18 protein-coding genes are annotated in these 24,030 nt (G+C 43.8%); 15 read left to right on the forward strand and 3 right to left on the reverse strand.

From position 1 onward, the window contains the following. Positions 1-199 precede the first annotated feature (199 nt). The 13 genes from MKY66_RS12510 to infC all read left to right on the forward strand — a co-directional run bounded on the left by MKY66_RS12510 (position 200) and on the right by infC (position 16,523). Positions 200-1,753 carry a helix-turn-helix domain-containing protein gene (locus MKY66_RS12510; RefSeq protein ID WP_256704408.1) on the forward strand — a complete coding sequence of 518 codons (1,554 nt, stop codon included), beginning with the start codon at positions 200-202 and terminating at the stop codon, positions 1,751-1,753. Between the two features lie 40 nt (positions 1,754-1,793). Further along, positions 1,794-2,174, forward strand: a complete 381-nt coding sequence (locus MKY66_RS12515) for a VOC family protein (RefSeq protein WP_083657439.1) — start codon at positions 1,794-1,796, stop codon at positions 2,172-2,174. A gap of 555 nt (positions 2,175-2,729) precedes the next feature. Continuing rightward, positions 2,730-3,851, forward strand: coding sequence for an arginine deiminase family protein (locus MKY66_RS12520; protein ID WP_083657438.1), 1,122 nt, complete (start codon positions 2,730-2,732; stop codon positions 3,849-3,851). A gap of 26 nt (positions 3,852-3,877) precedes the next feature. After that, positions 3,878-4,573, forward strand: coding sequence for a response regulator transcription factor (locus MKY66_RS12525; protein ID WP_076217136.1), 696 nt, complete (start codon positions 3,878-3,880; stop codon positions 4,571-4,573). Next, the gene (locus tag MKY66_RS12530; protein ID WP_076217135.1) at positions 4,560-5,876 is read left to right on the forward strand and encodes a HAMP domain-containing sensor histidine kinase; all 1,317 of its coding nucleotides are present in this window, start codon (positions 4,560-4,562) and stop codon (positions 5,874-5,876) included. The genes MKY66_RS12525 and MKY66_RS12530 overlap by 14 nt, the downstream gene beginning before the upstream one ends. A 10-nt stretch (positions 5,877-5,886) precedes the next feature. Further along, on the forward strand, positions 5,887-6,066 hold the full coding sequence (locus tag MKY66_RS12535) for a YolD-like family protein (protein WP_076217134.1): 180 nt from the start codon (positions 5,887-5,889) through the stop codon (positions 6,064-6,066). A 520-nt stretch (positions 6,067-6,586) separates the two neighbouring features. Beyond that, complete coding sequence (locus MKY66_RS12540; RefSeq protein WP_076217133.1) at positions 6,587-7,681, forward strand: fibronectin type III domain-containing protein; 1,095 nt, start codon at positions 6,587-6,589, stop codon at positions 7,679-7,681. A gap of 261 nt (positions 7,682-7,942) precedes the next feature. Next, on the forward strand, positions 7,943-10,315 hold the full coding sequence (locus tag MKY66_RS12545; protein WP_076217132.1) for a putative PEP-binding protein: 2,373 nt from the start codon (positions 7,943-7,945) through the stop codon (positions 10,313-10,315). 115 nt (positions 10,316-10,430) lie between these two features. Then, positions 10,431-12,368 carry an LTA synthase family protein gene (locus MKY66_RS12550; protein WP_076217131.1) on the forward strand — a complete coding sequence of 646 codons (1,938 nt, stop codon included), beginning with the start codon at positions 10,431-10,433 and terminating at the stop codon, positions 12,366-12,368. A 235-nt stretch (positions 12,369-12,603) separates the two neighbouring features. Next, on the forward strand, positions 12,604-13,611 hold the full coding sequence (locus MKY66_RS12555; RefSeq protein ID WP_076217130.1) for an LLM class flavin-dependent oxidoreductase: 1,008 nt from the start codon (positions 12,604-12,606) through the stop codon (positions 13,609-13,611). Between the two features lie 99 nt (positions 13,612-13,710). Further along, positions 13,711-14,463: a metallophosphoesterase family protein gene (locus MKY66_RS12560; RefSeq protein ID WP_076217129.1), complete on the forward strand. Its 753-nt coding sequence runs from the start codon at positions 13,711-13,713 to the stop codon at positions 14,461-14,463. 515 nt (positions 14,464-14,978) lie between these two features. Next, positions 14,979-15,911 carry a manganese-dependent inorganic pyrophosphatase gene (locus tag MKY66_RS12565; protein WP_076217128.1) on the forward strand — a complete coding sequence of 311 codons (933 nt, stop codon included), beginning with the start codon at positions 14,979-14,981 and terminating at the stop codon, positions 15,909-15,911. Between the two features lie 120 nt (positions 15,912-16,031). Then, positions 16,032-16,523, forward strand: a complete 492-nt coding sequence (infC, locus tag MKY66_RS12570; RefSeq protein ID WP_076217127.1) for a translation initiation factor IF-3 — start codon at positions 16,032-16,034, stop codon at positions 16,521-16,523. 139 nt (positions 16,524-16,662) lie between these two features. Here infC and MKY66_RS12575 read toward each other — a convergent pair whose 3' ends face one another. Further along, on the reverse strand, positions 16,663-17,487 hold the full coding sequence (locus MKY66_RS12575) for a protein-glutamine gamma-glutamyltransferase (RefSeq protein WP_076217126.1): 825 nt from the start codon (positions 17,485-17,487) through the stop codon (positions 16,663-16,665). 210 nt (positions 17,488-17,697) lie between these two features. On the opposite strand from MKY66_RS12575, the gene MKY66_RS12580 reads away from it, so the two are divergent. Next, on the forward strand, positions 17,698-20,445 hold the full coding sequence (locus tag MKY66_RS12580; protein WP_076217125.1) for a PAS domain S-box protein: 2,748 nt from the start codon (positions 17,698-17,700) through the stop codon (positions 20,443-20,445). A 50-nt stretch (positions 20,446-20,495) separates the two neighbouring features. On the opposite strand, the gene MKY66_RS12585 is transcribed toward MKY66_RS12580, so the two are convergent. Beyond that, positions 20,496-20,720: a hypothetical protein gene (locus MKY66_RS12585; protein ID WP_339807149.1), complete on the reverse strand. Its 225-nt coding sequence runs from the start codon at positions 20,718-20,720 to the stop codon at positions 20,496-20,498. 105 nt (positions 20,721-20,825) lie between these two features. Beyond that, a complete protein-coding gene (locus tag MKY66_RS12590; protein WP_339807150.1) occupies positions 20,826-21,527 on the reverse strand; it encodes a hypothetical protein in 702 nt (233 codons plus the stop codon). Positions 21,528-22,187: 660 nt separating this feature from the next. Between MKY66_RS12590 and MKY66_RS12595 the strand changes: the two genes are divergently transcribed. Continuing rightward, the gene (locus MKY66_RS12595; protein WP_076217123.1) at positions 22,188-23,882 is read left to right on the forward strand and encodes a M3 family oligoendopeptidase; all 1,695 of its coding nucleotides are present in this window, start codon (positions 22,188-22,190) and stop codon (positions 23,880-23,882) included. Positions 23,883-24,030 lie beyond the last annotated feature (148 nt).

Consider the following 24,030-nt stretch of genomic DNA (forward strand, 5'->3'; position numbering starts at 1 on the left):
AGAAAGTTCTTCAGCCAGGGTTGAAGAGCTTTCTTTTTTCGTATACACTATTTTAAATGATAATAATTCTCAGTTAAGGACGATGAACATGTGCCACACCATAATACAATTGATCCCCAAGCCCTGGCTATGCTCACTTCAGCATATGGAATACGTAGATCACCATCAATCTCATATCGATAAACGTTTGTTATACAGAATGTCGTCTTCACACGCTATATTTGTTGTAACGTCTGGGAAGGGTTCAATAGTTTGCTCAGATCGGGAATCTCATTTGGAAAAAGGAATGATTATGTTTGTTCCGGCTGGAACATCCGTTAAAATAGAAGGTTCGCCTTGGACAGAAAGTGAATTGCAGTATTATAAGCTTGATCTGATGGTGGCTGAGTTAAGCGAAGAGACTTCGAACGCTTTGTCTAGAAGAAACACGGAGGAGCAGCAGGAACTTTCCCAAAGTCCGGATTCTCCGACATTATTACCGCTTATGCAACTCAGTTACAGTCCGTGGAGTTCTTGTCTGGAAGCCTTGGAACAAATACTGCGTCAACAGGTCACTGGCGATTGGCTGGAGCAATGGGAGGTACAGCTTCGTTTTCAGGAGTGGTTTCGTGCCTTAATTCGCCAGAGTGCCCCCGAAACAGAGGTACCCGATGACCGTGTCCGTCTTCAAAGTTCAATTCGTTATATTGGCGACCACTATGATCAGACCATAACCGTGGATGAGCTCGCAGCAGATATTGGTCTAACAAGAGCCAGCTACACTCGGCAATTCAAAAAAATTACGGGCAAGCTCCCGCTTGAATATGTAAATGCGGTTCGGCTAGAGCGCTCGAAGCAACTATTGCAGCTCACGGATGATCGCATCCATGAAATTGCACAAAATGTGGGATTTAGCAGCGAGTATTATTTTGGTCGTCGGTTCAAGCAATACGCTGGTATTTCACCTGGGTTATACCGCCGTCATCACCGTCAAGAAGTTCGTGTCTTTGCTCCTTATCTGGAGGACTTTGTGTTGGCTCTTGGCGTAAAACCTGTACTGCAATGCTCCCATCATTCTTGGGGGAGACAGCAATATTTGGGGTTGGATGATGTACCCGAATTCGATGTAAGCCAGCAGGGTGCTCAATTTAATGTGGGCAACATACCTGACTTTATCATGCTGGACAAGGGATTTGATCGATGGAAACTGGACCGGTTTGAGCAGGTAGCACCTACATTTTACGTAGAACATCTGGGAGAAGATTGGCGCTCCATTCTGAGATCGACAGCTGATGTGTTGGGGAAGGTGAATCGGGTTCAAGATGTAATTGGTGCGTATGAGGACAAGGCAATGGAAGGTAAGAGTCGGTTATCACGTTATATGCGTGGCCAGACTGTAGCTTTTTTACGCATATCCGCTTCGGATATTACTCTCTATGGGGATCAGCAGGGATACGTTGGACCTGTAATTTATCAGGATCTTGGACTGACTCCGCACTCCCGTGTGCAGCAATGGACAAGACACGAGCGAAGGATTTTCATTGGATTGGACCAGTTAAGTCAGCTTCATGCGGATCACTTGTTGATTACATTTGACACTGGAAATTCTGCTAAACTTGGAGATGAGCGCGAACTGCTGGACAGAGAAGAGTGGAAACGTCTGCCTGCGGTGAAGAGTGGCAATGTGTATGAGGTGGATTTCATGTCGTGGATGAACTACGGTGTGATCTCTCACGGGAAGAAAATCGACGATATACTGCGGTATATGGGCTAACTGATGCAATATCTGAGATATGTGTTGATTTGTAGTAGCGATGGCTGTCATTAGCGTTCCGTCAGTATGTTCACTGAAACCACCAGTTCCTATAAGCATAACTTCCTGTAGTAGAGTTTCTGGCTATGCTCCTTATCCAGACTATCCGCTTCCTGAAGAAGCCAAAAATTTAGTTATGCTCTTAAGACTTAATATTGATGGAAGCAATGTAATGTTCTCTGATGTTTTTCAAGGTTCGCCATTTATTGCTGGAAATAATATAAGCCTTTCCTTAGTTAATGCTGACATGGATGGAATTAAAGCTGCATTCGATAAACTTAAAGTAGGCGGCACTGTAGTCATGGAGCTTCAAGAAACCTTTTGGTCCAAATTATACGGTGGCTTAACAGATAAATTCGGGATTACTTGGCAGTTTAGTTAAGATGATGGTTCCACGCACATGTAATTTTAAATATACACGGAACAAATATTAAAGGATATAGAACTTTTCTTAGTTAAGATAAGACTCTATATCCTTTTTAATTGTTGAAACAGACATATATATTTAAGCTTCAACTTAGCTCAATTGAAATTAATTCATACAGAGTGTTCACATTACATCCAATTGTGTCGGCGATAGATATTGCAATTTTAAAAGGCATGATTCGCTTCTTATCTATAAAGTCTGTAATGCGCTCGGGCTTTCAAGTTCATCTATGTTCATGCCACGACTGAAGAAGATTGAAGGAGAGGGATAATTGTGGCACTAAAGATTTGAATCCGAAAGCATCGGTCAAAGAGGACGCTATTGGCATAACACCCACAGTATCTTTTTTGTTTGTTAATATTAGTTAAGAAAGTTATAAGTTCCATTAGAAGCAATATATCCGAATCTCATCTGCTTAAATCAAAATAGTATGCCTTCATAAACTGTTAAGAATTGCTCTCTATAATTCAAACTGTAAGCATTAAAACAAATTATTAGGAGGGCATTAATATGAAAAAAAAGAGTTTGAAGTGGGTTGGATCAACAGCATTATCACTTGCACTGGTAGCTAGCATATTACCAGTGGCAGGGGCGACTGGTGTGTCTAAAGTTAATAGAGTTACGGAAGTGAATGGAACTGTGACTACAAAAAGTGAGAAAAACAATGTATATGTAGAGAGTGAATTCGCCACGCTAAAAAGAGTTGTATTGACACAATCTGAAGCTTTTATGCACTTCAATTTTGATGATTTTCCAGAAGGAGACATGCCTATGCCTGAAGGAGGCATGTCTATGAATACGGATCCGGTAGAGGCACAGAAAAAGTGGGAGAAAGAGCGTGAAGACCTTAAAAAAATTCTTGAAAAATACGGGGTTGAGGTTCAACGTCCACGCCTTTTAAATGAAAAAGAAAAACAACTAGGGGCTGTGAAAGATGGCATTACAGGTGGCGAAGGAGTAACTAATTTCTTTGTCAGAGATCCATTCTTCACAATCGGAAATCATCTAATTGAAGGTTCATTTAAATCGGCTTACCGGAGACTTGAGGTTTTACCTGTTAGAAGTATTCTGGATAAGGAAGCAGCCCAAAATAACGTTCCGCATGTAGCTGTCCCACAACCAGACGTTTCTAAAGGAATCAACTCTGCTGCCGGTCCTTACCTTGAAGGTGGAGATATCCTCGTGTATGGAAAGACTGTATTCGTCGGTAATTCTGGTCTAGCTTCAAACAAAGCCGGTATTGATTGGCTCAGAAACTATTTGACACCATCAGGGTATAAGGTGGTTGAGGTGAAGCTAGAGCCTGGCACATTGCACCTGGATTGTGCTATCAGTTTTGTAAGAGATGGATTAATGATTGTTAGCATGGATTCGTTAGCCAATGGGCTCCCAGAAGAACTTAAAAATTGGGACAAAATCGAAGTGAGTTACAAGGATGCTCAAGATTTGGCGGTAAATGGATTGCCAATCAGTAGCAAAGTATATGTTACGGACATTGCATTCAAAAATACAATTGGAAAAGAGCTTGAGAAAAGAGGAATCAAAGTAGAATATGTTGATTACGAAATTTCTCGTTCTTTCGGCGGAGCTTTCCGTTGCAGTACACAGCCATTGCTTCGCACGGATAGCTAAAAGTTAAATCAAGTATGAGGTGAACTATGACAAGCCGGATTTTAGTGGTTGAAGATGATCAGGAAATTCGTGATCTATTACGTATGTCTCTTGTCCGTGAAGGTTATGAAGTAACAACAGCTAAAGATGGAGAACAGGGAATTGAATTAGTAAATGAGTCATTGGATTTGGTAATTCTGGATATTATGATGCCTGGAATAAACGGACTGGAGGCTTGTATACGAATCAGAGAACGATACAATGTTCCTATTCTTTTTCTAACTGCTAAATCCGGAACTTTGGACAAAACGGAAGGTTTGCTTGCTGGTGGAGATGATTACTTAACTAAACCTTTTTCTGAACAGGAGCTTCTGGCAAGAGTTATTGCTTTGTTGCGTAGGTATACGATTTATCAAGATAAAAAGGATTATGGCGAAACATTTCTTATCGGAGGACGCTTAAAAGTAAGTGAACAATTTAACGATGTATGGAAAGGCAGTCAGAAGATTGAGCTTTCCGATCTGGAGTACGGTCTACTCAAACTGTTGATGACCAGAAGAAATAAAATTTTCTCTGCCCAAAATATTTATGAGAGTATTTGGAAGGAACCTTATTTCTACAGTTCAAATAATACGGTAGTAGTACACATCCGAAAATTACGATTGAAAATCGAAGACGATCCAGCAAAACCTGCGTATATCTTAACAGAATGGGGAAGAGGTTACCGTTTTGGCCACTCATAAACTTACTATATCTAAAAAGTTGACAATTTTAATAATTATTGCTCTCACCATAAGTGTTCTTTGTTTTGTACTTTTGCAGTCCATAAGCAATCGGGTTATGGATCATTATTTTACTTCTGATGAGCGTTTAAAGTCCGAATCTCAAGTTTACGTCCAAAAATTTTCAGAATATGTTTCAGCAAACGATCTGTCAACGACAGATCGTATTGCATTTTCAGACTGGATTAAGAGTCAGAAGAGTAATTTATTTTTATACGTATTTCAGGACCAGGTGCTTCAATATGATTCCTTGTACCATGCTGATGACGAAGGAGCATATGGAAGTCAGCCTGAAACTGATTATGATCGACGGAACTCTTACCCAGTACAATTTAAGGATGGGACAGGTAACGTTTCAATCTATGGATTTTATTTTTCCCACTACTATAATGTGGCCTACATGCTTGAAATATTGCTGTCCGCAATGTTATTTATAACCATTGTTTTATTTGGAATACGTAGAGGGATCAAATATTTGCGCACAATTAATAATGAAATTCATATCCTTGAAGGCGGCTCATTAGACTACTCTATAACGGTACGAGGGTATGATGAATTGGCGATGATTGCGGAAAGTATAGAGGAACTACGTAAAGCATTTTTAGGCAGGTTAGAAAGGATAGACAATTTGCAAAATGAGAGTAGAAATCTTGCAACCGAAATGTCTCACGATATGCGTACGCCACTGACATCTCTCATCATGTATTTAGAGTTTGCCCGTAATACACCAGAAGATTTATGTGTAGAAACAAGGTCTCAAATCGAGAGTGCGTATCAAAAGGCTCTCCAACTTAAGAATCGTACAGACGATCTGTTTTCATATTTTTTATTAGATAAAGAGAGGGAGGCAGACTTAGTAACCCTTTCCGTTCGGGAATCAATTCATGATGTATTGTCAGATATTACAACTGTACTCAGAGCGGAAGGATTTCAGGTGCTTGTAAATGGTTCCCCTACGGATGTCATGATTACTATAGATATGGAAAATATCGGGCGTGTATTTGATAATTTTCTGTCGAACATACTGAAATATGCAGATCGAGAGCAGAAAATTAATTTATTTACTTATATAGAAGATAATCATTTTGTGATTTGTGTAGAAAACAAATTAAAAATAAATAATGAATCTGTAGAAAGTTATAAATTGGGTGAAAAAATCATAGAAAAAATTATGCATCGGATGCTAGGACAATTCTCTTCATCTGAAGATCAAGAGAATTACAAAATTATCCTGAAATTTAAAATAAGTCGAGCTTTTAAATAGCTGACTAAAATTGCATGTAACGTGTTTTCGTAGATCTATCACGTTGACTGTATTCAATTCGTTCGACGATGAAGTTATGCGCGGGGTTGTTACATCGATTGAAAAAACCAACAGGAGAATTAAGCTTGTAAGAGGTGATGAGGATTACAGTTGGATCAAATTAGAAGAAATTATTTCAGCCGGGAACTAAAAAAGTACTCTAGCCTTTAAGGCCAGAGTAACACAACTACAAAAAAATCACGAAAAAATAACAATCTCTGCGAATGCTGGTGAATTCATACGACTTTAAAGTATGATGAACCCGCTAAATAACCGTGAAAATCAGCCTAAACGATTCAAGGAAAATGTATGAGAATATAGATAGAACATGCCGTATGCCGTGGATGAACTACGGTGTGATCTCTCATGGGAAGAAGATTGAGGATGTACTGAGATTTATGGCGTGTGGGGTGGGAGTTAAAACTACAAACTAGCTGGTTTCAATATTAAATTAAACTCGAAGAAAAATAAGAATGGGAATAGCTCATGCAACAGATTTATAATATGGAGCGCAAGGAGAGATTTCTTTTTCTTGGGCTTTTTCAATATCCAATAAAAAATAAAATTTCAAGAATTTAGCTGAATTTTATAGATGAGCAAGTTTATGTTTAGACACATGAACCTATGTACACTAAAGTGAGTTTGTACATAAACACTTTAGGAGGATTCATGTGAAAACAACATTGTTTAAGAAAGTCGGATTATTGATTGGAGCATTAATTTTTGCTATCAGTTTCGCACCTAATTCAGGGGTACATGCTGCGGTAGATTATAGCGGAGGGCTCATGGATAAGATGTTAATGACACTCAGCGATACTGAAAGCAAGGGAAGTAAATCTACATATGCATTAACAGATAATAATGAAACTACAAGCGCGATTATAGAAAAATGGAACACTCCATCTACAGCGGTTGATCATGCAGTTGGAATCTTTAATGGAACAGTTACAGCGAATGCTATCCGTGTAAAAGCAGATTTTGATGTTTCAATTGGATTATTCGATTCCACTGGAAAGGCAATTTTACCGACGTATTGGTACACAGTAAAAGCAAATCAGGCTGATGGAAGATTAATTTATCTTCCTACAACGTACAAAGGAATAGCAAAAGTTAACTTGTTTAATTATTCCAATACACGGACAGTCAGTGTATCCGAGTTTCAGCTGTATAATATGACACCTCCAGCTAATCCATTAGATCTCGCAGCATCTGCAGATGAATCATCCATTGGATTGACCTGGAATGAAGTAACGACAGCAACCAGTTACACGATTAAAAGATCCACTACGGCAAATGGGCCATATACAACATTGGCAACTGGAGTAACTAAGGCCAATTATACAGATTTAGATGTAACTCCAGGTACCACCTATTATTACGTAGTGACGGGTGTTAATCCTGTTGGAGAAAGTATTGACTCAAATGAAGCCTCGGCAATTATTGAGAGCAACGGTCAGGTTGATCCTGAACCAGAGCAACCAACCACACCAGAACCAGAAGAACCTACAACTCCGGAACAACCAGAGGAACCTTCCACTAACCGTGCCATCTTCGTCGTTACCATGACAACGGGCTTAGAGAAAGAATTCGACCTAAGCATGAAAGAAGTAAATGATTTCATCGACTGGTATGAAGCCAAGCAAGCTGGAAGTGGCAAGGCATCGTATGCGATAGATAAACACGACAATAACAAAGGACCTTTTAAAAGTCGGAAGGATTATATCCTGTTTGATCGGGTGCTGACGTTTGAGGTAAGTGAATACTAGAAAATGTGAAGTTCCTCCAGCTTAGCTGAAGGGGCTTCTTTGTTGTTTACTTTGATGAATGAGCCAATGCAACTACTCGAAAGGCTTGTTTCATCTTATTTTAGTGTAGCGTTTACAAAAAAACTGGATAACGAGCACAAAATGCAAAAGCGAATGTCCTTGACTGAACGATTGCGACATACCATTAGAATGAAGGCTGATCTGTAACGCAGAGTTTGAAGTCTTCAAGCATAGCCATGAATGGCGGATGGGAGAGCTGTAATGACAAAACGGGTAATTCTGTTGGAAGAAGGTACGGCAGAGATGAAAGGGCTAATGGGCAGTAAAGGGGCTGATCTTGCAGAGCTAATCCATGCAGGGTGGTCTGTCCCGGCCGGATTTGTGGTCACAACGGAATGCTGTCGCGAGTTCTGTACCCGTCTTGGACATCTTTCCGGTGAAGGAGAGGAAGAGATTATTAATGCGATCCGGCATCTGGAACAGCAAACCGGGAAGTTCTTCGGACATTCGGAGAACCCGCTACTACTCGCGGTACGTACGGACCAGGATCGAGTCTCAGCAACTGTGACACAATCACTGCTCAATGTTGGTCTGAATGATGTTACTGTGGAAGGACTCGCACGTCAAACCGGTGATCGGTTGTATGCACTCCAATGTTATCTGGATTACTTAAAGGAATATGGACAGCTGGTATATGCAATTCCGTCTGAATCTTTCACAGAAATATCGAGTCATGTCAAAGGTCGGGATGAAACGGAACTTGAATTAAGCATTACCAAGTTTAAATATTTAATTGAAGGGGAGGGGCGTAACCCTTTTCCTCAAGATGTTCAAATTCAATTCAAAGAAGCAGTACGTGCGGTATATCATTCACAGCGTATTATAGCATCCAGATCTCAGGACGAGATCGTGCGTAAACCATATTACATCTCTTCGGAGCAAAACGCTCCTGTTCTTATACAGACGATGATGCATGGAACATGCGGAGAATCAAGCGGGACCGGAACAATATATACATGTAATCCACTTACGGGAGAGAGGGGAATTACTGGACAATACGTCATAACCGGGACCTTCCATCAAACGGATCAAGGTCTAGAGCGGTTAAGAGATGACGAACCTGAGCTGTACACAAGTTTGCTGGAGATTGGAGACCAGTTGGAGACGCGTAATGGAGAAGTACAGGAAATCACCTTTGTGATTGAATCTGGCGCGTTGTATGTTTTGCAGACCCAGCCCGCACGATTATCCTCCACAGCCACACTGAGGAGTACTGTATATTTTGTGCATGAAGGACTCATCACCAAAGAGGATGCACTGTTACGCATCGAACCTGGGCATATCACGGAATTGTTGAAGCAATACTACACAGATTCTAACAGCGAAGCGAGCAACGGACATTTGTCCATACAGATCCAGCCATTAACTAATGATGAATGTCCAGCTTATAACAACTCAGATTCACTTTTATCATCAGATCTGGAATTACTGTTCAATTGGGCTGATGAAGTGAAAGAGTTGAAGGTACTGGTCAATGTAGATCATCCACAGGATGCCCTGACAGCACGGCTACTGGGGGCAGAGGGGCTAGGTCTGTGCAGGACGGAGAACATGCTGTTATCACCTGCGCGGTTCCCATTTGTACAAAAAATGATCCTGGCAGACAGCGAATCCGAACGCAGGCGTGGTTTGGAGCGTCTGTTGCCGATGCAACAGTCTGATTTTGAACAGATATTCGAAGCGATGGATGGATACCCGGTAACGATACGTTTGCTCGATTTGCCGTTGCATGAACTGTTACCGGATCTGGGAGTGTTGGAGAAACGACGTGAGTGGTTACAAGCAGAGGAGTGGCAGGAGCAAAAAGACCATCAGATTGAACTGGAGGAACTGGAGCGTGTAATTCGCAGAGTCTGTGAATTGTATGAACATAATCCGACATTGGGGCAACAGGCTTGTCGTCTGAGTACGGTGTTCCCGGAAATCGTTGATATGCAGCTGGAAGCGATATTCCGCGCAGCGGTGAAAGGGATCCGGCAAGGCTGGTGGGTACGTCCCGAGATTATGATCCCGCAGATCGGTCATGTGCATGAACTTCAGGAGATGAGAGATCTGGTGGATCATGTGGCTGACCAAGTGCTTGGTGAGGAGAAGCGGCATTGTCTCTATAGAGTGGGGGCGATGATCGAAGCTCCGAGAGCGGCGCTGACGGCGACTCATATTGCTCGCCAGGCTGACTTTTTCTCGTTTGGCACGGATGAGCTGACAGAGATGACATTTGGATATAGTCGCCATGAAGCGGAGAAGCGGCTCCTTCTCCTTCAACGTGATACGGACTCACGTTCAGTAACGAATAATCCATTTCATGTGCTGGACATTGAGGGAGTCGGACAACTGATCGAGATGGCGGTAGTCCAAGGTCGAATTCGAAAACCTCATCTGAAGACAGGGATCTGTGGAGAAAATGTTATAGATCTGGAGTCGATTACGTTCTGCCACCGCATTGGTCTGGATTACGTAAGCTGTTTGCCTGAACAGATCCCTTATGCACGAATTGCTGCTGCACAAGTAGCCATTAAAGGACAGAGAGAGGGAGCGGACACGCAGAACACGGATATATCCACAATTGCGTAACGCTCACCCTGTCTTACACGGAACTTCCATGGAATAGCAACCAGAAAACTGTTATACTGAAATATGCGTTTTGTAAAATGAACGTAAAATTTCAGGGTAAGGGTTGAAAGCGACCATGTATAATTCCAAAAATGAACGAACTCCATCACGGACCTTATTCGCCGTGTTATTCATTCTTATGCTGTTGAAGCTGTCACTGCTGCGGTATTTCTTTTTCCAGGGTCTGTCCGGCATCGGTCTGTTAACTGACGCATTAGGCGCACTAACTGTGGTATGCCTGCTGGATCTGATTGTGCCCAAAGGCTGGAAGCGAGCAGTATACGGAGGGTTCAATGTTCTGTTTTCTCTGGTGCTGTTCGCGGCTACGCTGTATAACGTTCATTTCAGTTCGGTACCCACCTATACCGCGCTAAGTGAGCTGGGGCAAGTTGCCCAAGTACGGGGAAGTATCGGACCACTGGTACGACCGGAGCACTTTCTGTTTTTTGCAGACATCGTACTGGCATTGCCAGTATGGTTGATTATGCGCAGACGTGCTGGCGGGCGTAACTACAGCAGTTATCGCGATAGCGGTTTGACGTTTGGCAGAATTCGCAGACGTTACTGGGGCAAACTCGGCGTTGCGCTTACCGCTGCATTCTGCATCGTGCTGTCTGGCAGTTTTATTGTCAAAGGTGAAACAATTGATAATGAGCTGGTTCGGGCCGAGAATCTCGGTTTCCTGAACTATCAGGTATCGTCTGCCATTCTGACGAGCAAAGAGAATGAGGCCATTGCGAATGGTAACATTAACGAAACGATCGTCAAGATCAATGAGCTGGTTAGCCAGTATCCGTATCAGGATAAACCAAGTGAAGGTACAGCCGTGAAAGCCAAATATTTTGGTCAGGCCAAAGGTAGTAACCTGATTGTACTGCAACTGGAGTCCTTTCAGAATTTCCCGATTAATGCTTCATTGGACGGTCAGGAGTTAACACCGGTACTGAATGATCTGGCCAAAGAAAGTTATTATTTCTCTCATTTCTTCCAACAGATCGGACAGGGAAACACATCAGACGCGGAGTTCATGTCGAACACGTCTATCTATCCAACCGGCGTTGTTCCCATGTCAGCAGGGTACAGTGACCGCGAACTGCCGAGTCTTCCCAAGTTATTAGGAAAAGAGGGATATGAGTCCGAGACGTACCACGTCAATGACGTCACCTTCTGGAACCGGAACAAGATGTATCCGGCACTCGGATTCACTCGTTACTTCGACAAGCCCAGCTTCGAGAACGACAGATTCAATGATTTTGGACCATCGGATGAAGAGTTGTATCGTGTAGGTGTGGAAAAAATGACTGCGCATCAGGCTGCGAATCAGCCGTTCTATGCTCAGTTCATAACGGCATCGAGCCACTCGCCGTTTACGGTTCCAGCTGATCGTGCACGAATTACAATTCCCGCGGCGATCACGAACAAACTGCTTCACGATTATCTGCAAGCGATCAACTATACGGACTACGCGGTCGGTCAGCTCATTAATGAGTTGAAGGCGAACGGTTTGTGGGATAACACAACGTTGGTGCTCTACGGAGACCACTTCGGTCTGCCTGCTGATGAAGAGATTACACAGCAGATTCAGGCCAATCTGGGCGTCCCTTATGACGGTAAAGTAAGTCGATTCAACATTCCGTTAATGATTCATACGCCGAAACAGACCAAAGGACAAGTGATTGAGCAGCCAGGCGGTCAGTTGGATATGTTGCCAACGATCATGAACCTGATGGGTGTTTCCCTTCAAGATGAGAAGTTCACTGCCTTCGGACATGATCTGCTCAACATGGACCACAATGCCTTCGGTATCCGGTATTACTTGCCGACGGGTTCATTTGTCAACGATGATATTATGTTTATCCCGGGTGCGGGCTTTGACGATGGAACAGCCTATTCGCTGAAGACATACGAGCAGGTAACGGATTTGGAACCGTATCGTTCCGATTATGAACATGTGCTCAGCTTGATGAAACTGTCTGACGAGTATGTGAAGTTGTTACCAAAACGTGCACCATAAATCAATATTTCTGCAACAGGTCAGATCAAAAACGTCACCAGTTCAAAAGCTGGTGGCGTTTTTTTGCATGTTTCTTGCACAAGTGTGGTAATAAAGAGAATAACTAAAGTTTGAAACTGTAATAATTAATGTTACAATGTAATGAGCAAGAATGAAGTGAGCAAAAGTGCGTAATATTCGCAGATCTCATATTCAAAGTACTTATGAACCTAACAGACGAGAGGATTGAATATATATGAAACTGAGTGTACTTGAACATGGACATATCAACGAAGGACGAAATGTACAGGATACGTTGCAGGAAACGGTCAAACTCGCACAACATGCGGATCAATTGGGGTACTCCCGTTTCTGGATGTCGGAGCATCACGGTAGTGGTGCGCTGTCTTTCTCCAGTCCTGAAGTTATGATTGCACATGTGGCTGCCCATACGGATCGAATTCGCGTAGGTTCCGGTGGCGTTATGCTACCTCATTATAGTGCTTATAAGGTTGCAGAGAATTTCCGTCTGCTGGAAGCTTTGCATCCGGGGCGGATAGACCTTGGGATTGGCAGAGCACCAGGCGGCATGCCGATTGCCAGCAGAGCTCTGAATGAGGGGAAATCATCGAATGTACAATTCTTTCCACAGCAGATCGCGGATCTGGGCGGATATTTCCACGAGCAGTTGCCCGAGGATCATCGGTTTGCATCTCTGGTAGCCGGACCATCGGTTCCCACGGTACCAGAAGTATGGTTGCTGGGTTCCAGCTCTGAAGGTGCAAGAATTGCTGCAGCGCAAGGGACGTCGTATGCGTTTGCCCAATTCTTCGGAACACCAGGCGGCGAAGAAGCGATGAAACATTACCGCAGACATTTCAAGCCGTCCATCTTGAATGACAAACCACATTCAATGATTGCTGTCTCGGCATTCTGCGCGGAGACAGAGGAGGAAGCTGCTGAACTTGCGCGGAGCAATGAACTTTTCTTCTTACGCCTTGGACGAGGTCTTGAACAAAGTTCATTCCCATCTCTGGATACGGTTAACAACTATCCATTCACAGCGATGGAGATGGAACAGATCCGCCAGCGCCGTTCTTTTTCCATCGTGGGTACACCGGATCAGGTGAAAGACAAAATTACCGCAATGGCAGAACGCCATGAAGCAGATGAAGTCATTATTGCATCAGCGGTCCATTCGTTTGAAGCACGTCTGCGCTCATTCGGCTTGATTGCAGAAGCTTTTGGACTCAAGCAGGACTAATGGTGAGCAAGCGGGAATAACTACTCTTAATAGACTGGAATCTTGCTCATGCAAGGTTCCGGTTATACTCTTGCGTGATCAGGGAGAGGAGAGATTCACATGCGCAGATGTGTCATTAGTGATATTCATGGCTGTTACGATGAATTTAATGCACTGCTTAAGCTTGCAGATTATAATCCGCAGCAGGATGAATTAATTTTACTCGGTGATTATGTGGATCGTGGTCCAAGCAGCAAACAGGTCATTGAACAGATTATGCAGCTTCAGCAACGGCACCATATTATGGTGATCAAAGGCAATCACGATGCCATGATGGTCAAGGCGCTTACCCAGGATGTTGAGCAATATGATCAACACTGGATTCGTAATGGCGGATTACAAACGATGGCAAGTTATCTGGACCTGGAGCTTACTTTTGATGAGCAACAGATAGATTGGGAAGCTTATGCTGAAGCTAAAAAGTGGATACGTACACACTATGAACACCATCTACGCTTTCTGGAACAGCTTCCGCTGGTGTACGAAATTCCGGGTTATATTTTTGTGCATGCCGGGATCAACCCGGATATCGAGGATTGGAGAAGCCAGTCCGAGCGGGACTTCATCTGGATTCGTGAATCATTTTATTCCAGACCAACGACGATTAGAGAGACGGTCGTATTTGGACACACCCCCGTGAAGCATTTGCATGATGAGACAGGCATTTGGTTTGACCCGAGCGGAGACAAAATTGGCATTGATGGTGGTTGTGCCTACGGAGCACAATTGAACCTGCTGGAGATTAGCGAGGACGGCAGTCTACAGACCTTTTTTGTACGGCAAGGGCAGAGCGCGGAAGAGCCTGAGATTTAATATTTTCGTTGCGTATCAGAGTTTTGTATGCTAATTTATAAGGTTGTACGATGGAATAAACAGGATACATATCATATCGACTTGAGGGGAATGACCAAGTTTGGCTACTCTGTGAATTAGAAGTACAGAGCGGATATTATTTTTCAAAATGGCTTGCCTGAGAATGATTTGCAATTAATTCGCTGTAAAGGGATTGGAATTAAGCCTTATAAGCGCTATAATCAGTAAGGGTATGATTAAATATGACATTTATTTTCTATATAAGTTCAACTAAACTTTTTACACGAGAACGGAGAGGACAGAAAAAAGCTGGAGAAGCGGAGCGTTCGCCTAAAAGCTTTCTGAAAGAAAGCTGCATCGGAAGCGTATGCTTATCACCGGATTTTCCCTTTAAAAAGGGAATCAAAAAATCTGGGGATAACAGCGATCGGAAGGTTATTCTGTCATCGGAGTGGCAAGTGTAAACATTCTTTGGTTAAACTTATATAAATCAGAATTGACGGAGGGCTATGAATATGGAAAAAGCGTTAATCTTCGGTCACAAAAATCCCGACACGGATACGATCTGTTCGGCAATTGCCTATGCGGATCTCAAAACAAAATTGGGTCAGGACGTTGAAGCTGTTCGTCTCGGCGAAGTCAATGGTGAAACCCAGTTTGCACTGGATCAATTCAAAATTGCAGCACCACGTCTGATTAAAACAGCTGCAAATGAAGTGAACAAGGTTATTCTGGTTGACCACAACGAGCGTCAGCAAAGTGTAAGCGATATTGAGGAAGTGACTGTTGTTGAAGTTATCGACCATCACCGTATTGCTAACTTTGAGACAAGCGGACCTCTGTATTTCCGTGCAGAGCCTGTAGGTTGTACCGCAACCATTTTGAATAAAATGTACAAAGAAAATGGCATCGAAGTGAGTGCACCGATTGCTGGCCTGATGTTGTCTGCAATTATCTCCGACTCCCTGTTGTTCAAATCCCCGACTTGCACAGAGCAGGACGTAGCCGCTGCACGTGAACTGGCTGCCATTGCTGGTGTAGATGCAGACACTTATGGTCTGGACATGCTGAAAGCCGGCGCGGATCTGAGCCAAAAAACAATTGCTGAACTGATTTCCCTGGATGCCAAAGAATTTGTAATGGGTCAATCCAAAGTGGAAATTGCACAGGTTAATGCCGTTGACGTGAATGATGTTCTCGTGAAGCAACCTGAGCTTGAAGCAGCTATTGAAGCGATCATTTCCAGCAAAGGTCTCGATCTGTTTGTATTTGTCGTAACAGACATTCTGAACAACGATTCCGTAGCTCTGGCATATGGTACATCCACTAAAGCAGTGGAGAAAGCCTACAACGTGACGCTGTCTGATAGCAGAGCTATCTTGAAAGGCGTAGTATCACGCAAATCACAAATTGTACCGGTCCTGACGGAAGCATTCAACACGCTGTAACTCAAACCGATTGGCGTATTTGTACGCTGATATGTATTACAAATAGTAGCAACACCATCCTAGCCTGCTCTGATCCGTAAATGGTCAGGACAGGCTTTTGATGTAGAGGAGGAAGAAATCATGATCAAAAATGAAAAGATCAAAGCAGCTGAAGTGCAGTTGACCGGCCTGAATGGTGAAGATCTGGGTGTGATGTCCACGCAGGAAGCACTTCTACTTGCGAAGCAGCATAAAGTGGATCTGGTGTGCTTGTCCTTGATGACGAGTCCGCCACCGTGCAAGCTGATTGGAGCTGGAGCGGCCAAAGCGGAAGCGCAGCAGGCGAAGAAAAAAGCGAGTAAATCCCCCGATAAACGTAAAGTAAAGGAAATTCGCTTGAACCTTGCAATGGAAGATCATGACCGGGATACGAAGCAATCTCAAGCGGAGCGCATTCTGAAGAAGGGTGATTCGGTAAAACTCGTCATCCAGGTGCATGGAGCCAAAGAAGGAGTTGCAGGTAAGGAGTGGGCTGAGCAACTGAGCAAATCGCTGGCTGAATTCGGTAGCAAAACGACAGGTGTTCAGGTAAGTGGTAAACAGGTTGTTGTGCAACTGGACCCGAATACGTAAACTGCATGGAGCGATCCTTGATGTAGCACAAAGGTAACGCGAATGACGATATAGTATTTATTTTTTTGATGTAAAAAAAGCCCAATAAGGTGGCAGGTTAACTGCTGCTGTATTGGGCTTGTTTGTCATCATTAGTAGTTCAGCTGCGTAAATAACGGCTGCCACCAAGTCGTACATATAACTGTCCGGGTAATACAGGCGTAGAGCCAGCGGCAATATTATTCTGGCTGTTTTTGGCGAATCGGGATAAATAAAAGAAGTCCGGATAGATCACCATATCCATTAAGTAGGCGGAGACCCGGCTACCTGGAACGCGGAACTGATTCAGGGTTCGTATAATCTCTTCGCCACTTGCAATACCAATGCCATGACCATAATACAAGTTCTCGCGCAACATGAACGTATTCTCTCCCTGCCACTCGGGGGTTTCCGGAGAAACATCCGGATTTTTGAAATACAGCACATCTCCTGGCAGGGCGGTTTCACTACCGTTTTTTTCAGTTAATCGCAGGTCACTGTCATAATGCCAGTCAAAGAGCAACAGATTTCGAAACAGGGAATTAAAGGCGTCTTCGCGAATGCTCCCCAGCACGCCACCATACAGCACAATAACGGTAGCTGTTGCACATTCAAAGGCATATAACTGTCCATTCCTCCAGATATCCCGGATACCGTCGGCGGGGGACACGTTTGATCTTAGTTCGAACCCACCTTCCGCATTACGATTCCAGTAGGCAGGGTTACATCTGGATTTTTCAAAGGATGCAAAACTCACACCACTTCGATCCAATCCCTTCGCTGCATCCACGAGAGAGCCCCTCAGGTCCCACTCAAAACGAAGATGATCCATGGATTGGTACACATACCTTGTAGGACGATTCTGTAGTTGCTGTAACCAATACCATTCAAAATCAGACCATTCCGAGCGGTTCAGCTGGGCGGGTTGATTAGCAACAATGATCATGATCCATAACCTCCGTTCCTATTCGAATATTCAACATTGTATAATCGGGAGAGCACGGGTATTGTGTAGTATATGTCGATTCATGCAGCAATTTTGTCCGATCTCGTTTATCAATCATGGCATTTGGGGTAGTACTCTATAGATGAAGTTATGTTCAGGTCGATCTATTCATACGGAATACATTCAGATTCTCATAAAGGAGGACATGTAATGTCGAAATCCATTACAGAGAGCCGATATCTGTTCGAACAATTGTATACGCACGCACCAATCGGCATTGCTGTCGCATCTCATGTAAATGGACGGTGGTTGCAGCTTAATCCTGCATTTTGCGAGATGCTTGCATACAGTGAAGATGAACTGATCGATACTTCGGTCATACATATGATCTACGAAGAAGATCTGCATATGGAGGAATTCCGCAGCAAGTTCTGGGAAATGACCCATGAAACAAGTCCGATGTACGAGACGGAGGTTCGTCTGAAACGAAAGGACGGTTCGTTATTATGGGCAACCATTAGAGCTTGTATTGTTAGGGATGAAACGAATGGTGAGCCCTTGTATTTGCTGGTACAAGCTGCTGATATTACGAAACAAAAAGATGCAGAGGAAATCCTCATTGTGCAACGTAAACAATTGGAAGAGAGCAGTCGCATCTCTCGGCTGCTGGCGGAGTCTTCACTAGACCTGATTGCAATACATGATGTCGATTCAAGTCGTACATTTAAATATGTATCAAATGCATGTAAAAGCATGTTGGGCTATGAGTTGGAAGAAGTCATAGGTAAGCCGGGAACATTTGTTATCTATCCGGAGGATGTGCCTTTGGTTGAAGCGTACGTAGAAGAGCAGAGAAAGGGTCTGGCTCCCAAACGGCTCAATTATCGACTGTTACATAAGGATGGATCTACGGTATGGGCAGATACGATTACGCACTATGTATATGACGATTCAGGTGAATTAATGGAGATGGTCGCCGTAACCCGGGATATCACAGCCAGCCAGCAACAACAGTTAAGCATGCAGGAGTACAGATCGTTATTTGACTGTAATCCCCTAGGTGTGGCTTCTCTTGATCTGGAAGGCAATCTGCTGAAAGCCAATATGGGTCAGGAACAGTTGACAGGACACACCAAGGAGGAGCTGCTGAGTCGGCCTTTTGATCACCTCATTGATCCTGTGGATCTGGAGAAGACTCGATATCATTTTGAGGAAACGGTGAAGGGCAATGCACAGAGTTACGAGATAGGCTTAATTCACAAAAATGGGCAGAGAATTGAAACAAATGTGATTAATGTTCCTATTATACTTAAGGACAAAGTTGTTGGGGTCTACGGGATTACGAGTGACATTACTGAGTCCAAACGTTACGTCGAGGAAATCGAGAATCTTAGTTATGAACGGGCATTGATTTTGAATGGCATGTCTGAGGGGGTTATTGGACTGGACCTGGAAGGGAATCTGAACTTTGCCAATCCGGCCGCTGCGGAGATCATGAACTTCTGTCCAAGTGAATTGAATGGCAAACCATTAGAGCAGATGATGATCCAAATGCAGAGCGATGGCATCCCCTACCCATCCAAGGATACACCTATTCTACAGGCAGTTCGTGAGGGACGAGGTCTGCCGCGTACCGAATCGGTATTCTGGAGACAGGATGGGTCCAGTTTCCTGGCGGAGTTCCAATTGAAGCCGATTATGGATCAGGGTAGAACCCGCGGAGCAGTGTTGGTCTTCCGTGATATGACATCTGTTAAGGACATCATACGTGCCAAGGAAGCAGCAGAGCATGCAGACCGAGCCAAGTCCGAGTTTCTCGCCATCATGAGTCATGAGCTTCGTACGCCATTAAACGGCATCATGGGCATGGCCCATCTGTTAATGGAAACCGAACTGGATGATGAACAGAAAGGTTTTGCGGAAATCATGATTGATAGCGGCGAATCCCTTTTGTACATTTTGAACGAAATTTTGGATTTCAGCAAAATCGAAGCAGGCAAAATGGACCTTGAGCGCGCACCTGTAGATATTAAGGCGATGCTTGGCGGAGTGATCGAGCTGTTTGCACTGAAGGCATCAGAGAAAAATATTGAACTCTATTGTGAAGTGTCGGATCACATTCCTGAACGCATTCGAGGGGATGAGACACGAATCCGGCAGATTTTGATTAATCTGGTGGGTAATGCCGTTAAATTCACAGAGCAGGGCCGCATTAAGGTGAGCGTAGGTGCTGATTTCTCAGATGAGCATGGTCAGGATAACCTGATGTTGACCTTTAAGGTGAGAGATACGGGGATCGGCATTCCAATAGAAAAGCAACATCAGTTGTTCCAATCCTTCTCACAGCTTGATCCAGCCATCAATCGTAAGTTTGGCGGGACAGGTCTGGGCCTTGCGATCAGCAAAAAACTGGTTGAGTTAATGGGCGGAGCGATTGGCGTACAGAGTGAGATCGGTGAGGGGGCAGAATTCCAGTTCACCCTCGTAGTGGAGCGGTGGTTAGAGGAAAGTAATGACCCGATTGAAATCACCGCAAATGATGAACTGCAATTGGATCGAGCGAGTCTTGCCCATGACATCAAAATTTTGATTGCTGAGGATCAAGCGGTCAACAGTCATCTGTTGGAGGAGATGCTGCGCAAGTTTGGCGGAGTATGTGATATCGTTGAGAATGGTGCACAGGCCGTCGATTCATTGAACAAGATTCAATATGACCTGGTGTTTATGGATATTCAAATGCCGGTTATGGATGGGATTGAAGCGACCTGCCACATCAGACAGAGCCACCCCGAAATACCGGTTATTGCAGCGATTACAGCTTTTGCAGGCGCCGGTGACCGTGAGAAGTGTCTGAAATGCGGGATGCAGGACTTTATCAGCAAACCGTTTCATTCCACGGAGATTAGCCGCGTACTGAATACATGGGTTCCATATATTCGTTCTCAAAGGATAACATAACAGAAAAATAACCTGTGCCTTGAAATTCAAGGTACAGGTTATTCTGTCATTTACGACCAGCCTCCGATTAACCCGGAGAGGGTTACGCATTCGTCATCTTCCAAATCTGCAATCAGAGTGAGTTCTTCGTTGTCTTGTGGATCAACGGAGAACAATTCACGGCGTCCGTCCTCATGCACAATAATGACTAACTGATGGCCGCCCTTTGTATCAAACTGGTACTTAACTCCGATACCAGGTAGTGGGCATTCGCGGATATTCATGAAACTTGTCACCTCTTTAGCTTTGCTTAATAAAAAATTAACCGTTCATACAGTACGGATGTATTCTACTATCCATAACACCGTTTGGCAAGTCACAAATAAAATTGGTGTGAAGAATTAATTTTTTCCGCGATGTGACCTTGCACTTTGGTGCTGTCTCGCCCGTCTGCGACGAACAAAAAACCAAATGAGCAGAGCAGTGATTATTAGTAGGCCAATGACTGCAATGATGATGATGTTCCGAATATTGGGAACCTGTACAGTCAGATCCAGTTTATTCATCTGGAGGGGTGAAACGTGCCAAATGAGCGTTTTTCCGCCATCCTCCACCTGATCTGCATTGGAATCGGCTGCCTTGATGGGCAAAGACAACTTGAAGTCAAAGTTAACATCTTTTAACAAGAGATTTTTTAGAAAGCTGGGTACCTTGTTAATCTGATTTTTGATCTCACCATCGGGCATGGACTCCATGAGGTCGGCTTCTGCTGTAATGTGCATTTTGGAAGTGAAGAAGCCGGGTGAAGTTGATTGTTCAACCTTGATCCCTTGTGGTAACTTGGACGTAGCAAAGCTGGTTTTATTGCTTTTTTCATAATGGGTGGTCGCTGTGAGCTGCTTCTGATCTCCCTGTTCCGAAACCTCTGCCTGGAAGTTATTTCGATTCAATGCATCTGCGATCAGAGGCATGAGATTGTCTTGTCCAATTTTTCCAAGAGCGGAGTTCTTTACGTTGAGATTGAGATCCAGATCCGTTGATCCATCCATATTCACCGTTAGATGGGCTTCTCCATCAGCACAGGCGGTTAAAACAGATAACATAAGGGCTAATAAAACAGTAAGAAATAGCTGACGTAAGGGGATGCGAGTTGACATGTCTTTCAACCTTTCTGCGTAAAAATCCAAATTCCATTTCATAGAAGTATAGTATACACCGTAAGCATGGCGGATGAAACTTTGCACCGTGCAGCGAGGTACGTATGATTTAGTGTGATCGGGGAAATAATCCATTTATTAAAATTAAAGATTTCGTATTTTTGTCAATGTTCGGTCAATTCAAACGGCGCTTCACCGTGTACACTAGTAGTAGTGTGATGAATATACGGAAGCAGGGAGGTTACATTCATGACATATATCATTATTATGGCCGTTATTATGGTCGTGGGCATGGTCGGAATGGGCTGGTTCTATCAGATTATGGATAAAGACCAAAGCTAGTATTGTTTAAATGTGAAAAGAAGAGAGACAACCTATAAGCTGGCTTCGCTAACGCGAGGCGGGCTTATTTGTGTGGGGAAAATTTTTGAGACGCTGACCTTACATTAGCACGTAATATATGTAACCATTCATGTTGTACAATTTGACCGATGGACAAATATTTTTCGTAATTATGGGATTTTTTAGCTGCTCTTTTGTATAATAGGGGGTAGTTTAACTCGGGATACTCCCGAAATTCTGCCAAACAGGAAAGGGTGTACATAAATGAAATTTAGTGAGTATACGTATACACGTCCGAATCTGGAACATATCAAGACATCTTTCCGTGAGCTGTTGAGCGGTTTTGAAGCTGCGGCAACGGTTGAAGAACAGAGTGGGTTCATGGATCAGATTAACGCGCTGCGCAGTGATTTTGAGACACAAGCCCAATTGGTCTACATCCGTCATTCCATTGATACCAATGATGAGTTTTACAAGGCGGAGAACGAATTTCTGGATGAGAATGCACCAATTGTGCAGGAATATATCACGGATTTTTACCGTGCATTGGTTAACTCCAAATTCCGCAATGAGTTGGAACAAAAATGGGGTTCACAGCTTTTCCAGCTGGCAGATCTTTCACTGAAAACATTCAGTCCGGAAATTATTGAAGAACTCCAGAAGGAGAACAAACTTTCCACAGAATACAATCAATTGATCGCATCCGCTAAAATTCCGTTCGAAGGTGAAGAACGCACGTTGCCACAGCTTCATCCATTTGAACTGTCCACGGATCGCTCCATGCGTGAGCGTGCTTCGGAAGCCAGATACACTTTCATGGCTGAACATGAGGCTGAATTCGATCGCATTTACGATGAACTGGTTAAAGTACGTACACAGATCGCGAAGAAACTGGGCTATCCAAGCTATGTGGAACTCGGCTATGATCGCATGAACCGTACAGATTACAACGCCGAGATGGTTGCCAACTTCCGTGCACAAGTTCGCGATTATATCGTACCTGTGGCGACCAAGCTCAGAGAGCGTCAGCGTAATCGGATCGATGTGGATACACTGTATTATTACGATCAGGGCTTCAGCTTCAAGACGGGTAACCCGACACCTAAGGGTGACGCGGACTGGATTATCGATAATGGTAAAAAAATGTACGCTGAATTATCACCAGAGACGGATGCTTTTTTCCAGATGATGACCGAAAACGAGCTTATGGATCTGGTAAGCAAAAAAGGTAAACAGGGCGGCGGATATTGTACGTTCCTGAACGATTACAAAGTGCCGTTTATCTTCTCCAACTTCAACGGTACATCCGGTGATATTGATGTATTGACACATGAAGCAGGTCATGCTTTCCAGGTGTATGAGAGCCGTGATTTTGCAGTGCCTGAATACAACTGGCCGACATATGAATCGGCTGAGATTCATTCCATGAGTATGGAGTTTTTCACATGGCCGTGGATGCAGTTGTTCTTCAAGGAAGATACGGACAAGTACAAGTTTGATCACCTGTCTTCCGGTCTGTTGTTCATTCCGTATGGTGTAGCTGTGGATGAATTCCAGCATTTTGTGTATGCGAACCCGGATGCAACTCCAACGGAGCGTAAGCAGGCATGGCGCAACATTGAGAAGACCTATCTGCCACACATCAATTACAAAGATAATGCGTATTTGGAGCAAGGTGGTTTCTGGCATAAGCAAGGTCACATTTTCTCATCGCCGTTCTATTACATTGACTATACGTTGGCACAAATCTGTGCATTCCAGTTCTGGAAACGCAGCAATGAGGACATGAAGTCTGCATGGGCCGACTATCTGACATTGTGTAAAGCGGGAGGAAGCCTGTCCTTCACCGGATTGGTTGAACTGGCTGGATTGAACTCACCATTCGAGGATGGCTGTGTATCCTCCGTAATTGGCGATATTGAGGCATGGCTTGACGGCGTGAACGATAAGGCGCTGTAAGCCTTCGTCAGGATGCTTTTAGTTTAAGTACCTTCGGCAAGGTATAAGTAGTGGATAAAGCTTTAAGATAGATAAGTAAGACGGCTTGGAGACCTTCGGGTGTCTGGGTCGTCTTTTTCATTACAGGGAAAAATCAACCTCAAGTGTA

Source organism: Paenibacillus sp. FSL R5-0766 (assembly GCF_037971845.1).
Taxonomy (GTDB): Bacteria; Bacillota; Bacilli; order Paenibacillales; family Paenibacillaceae; genus Paenibacillus.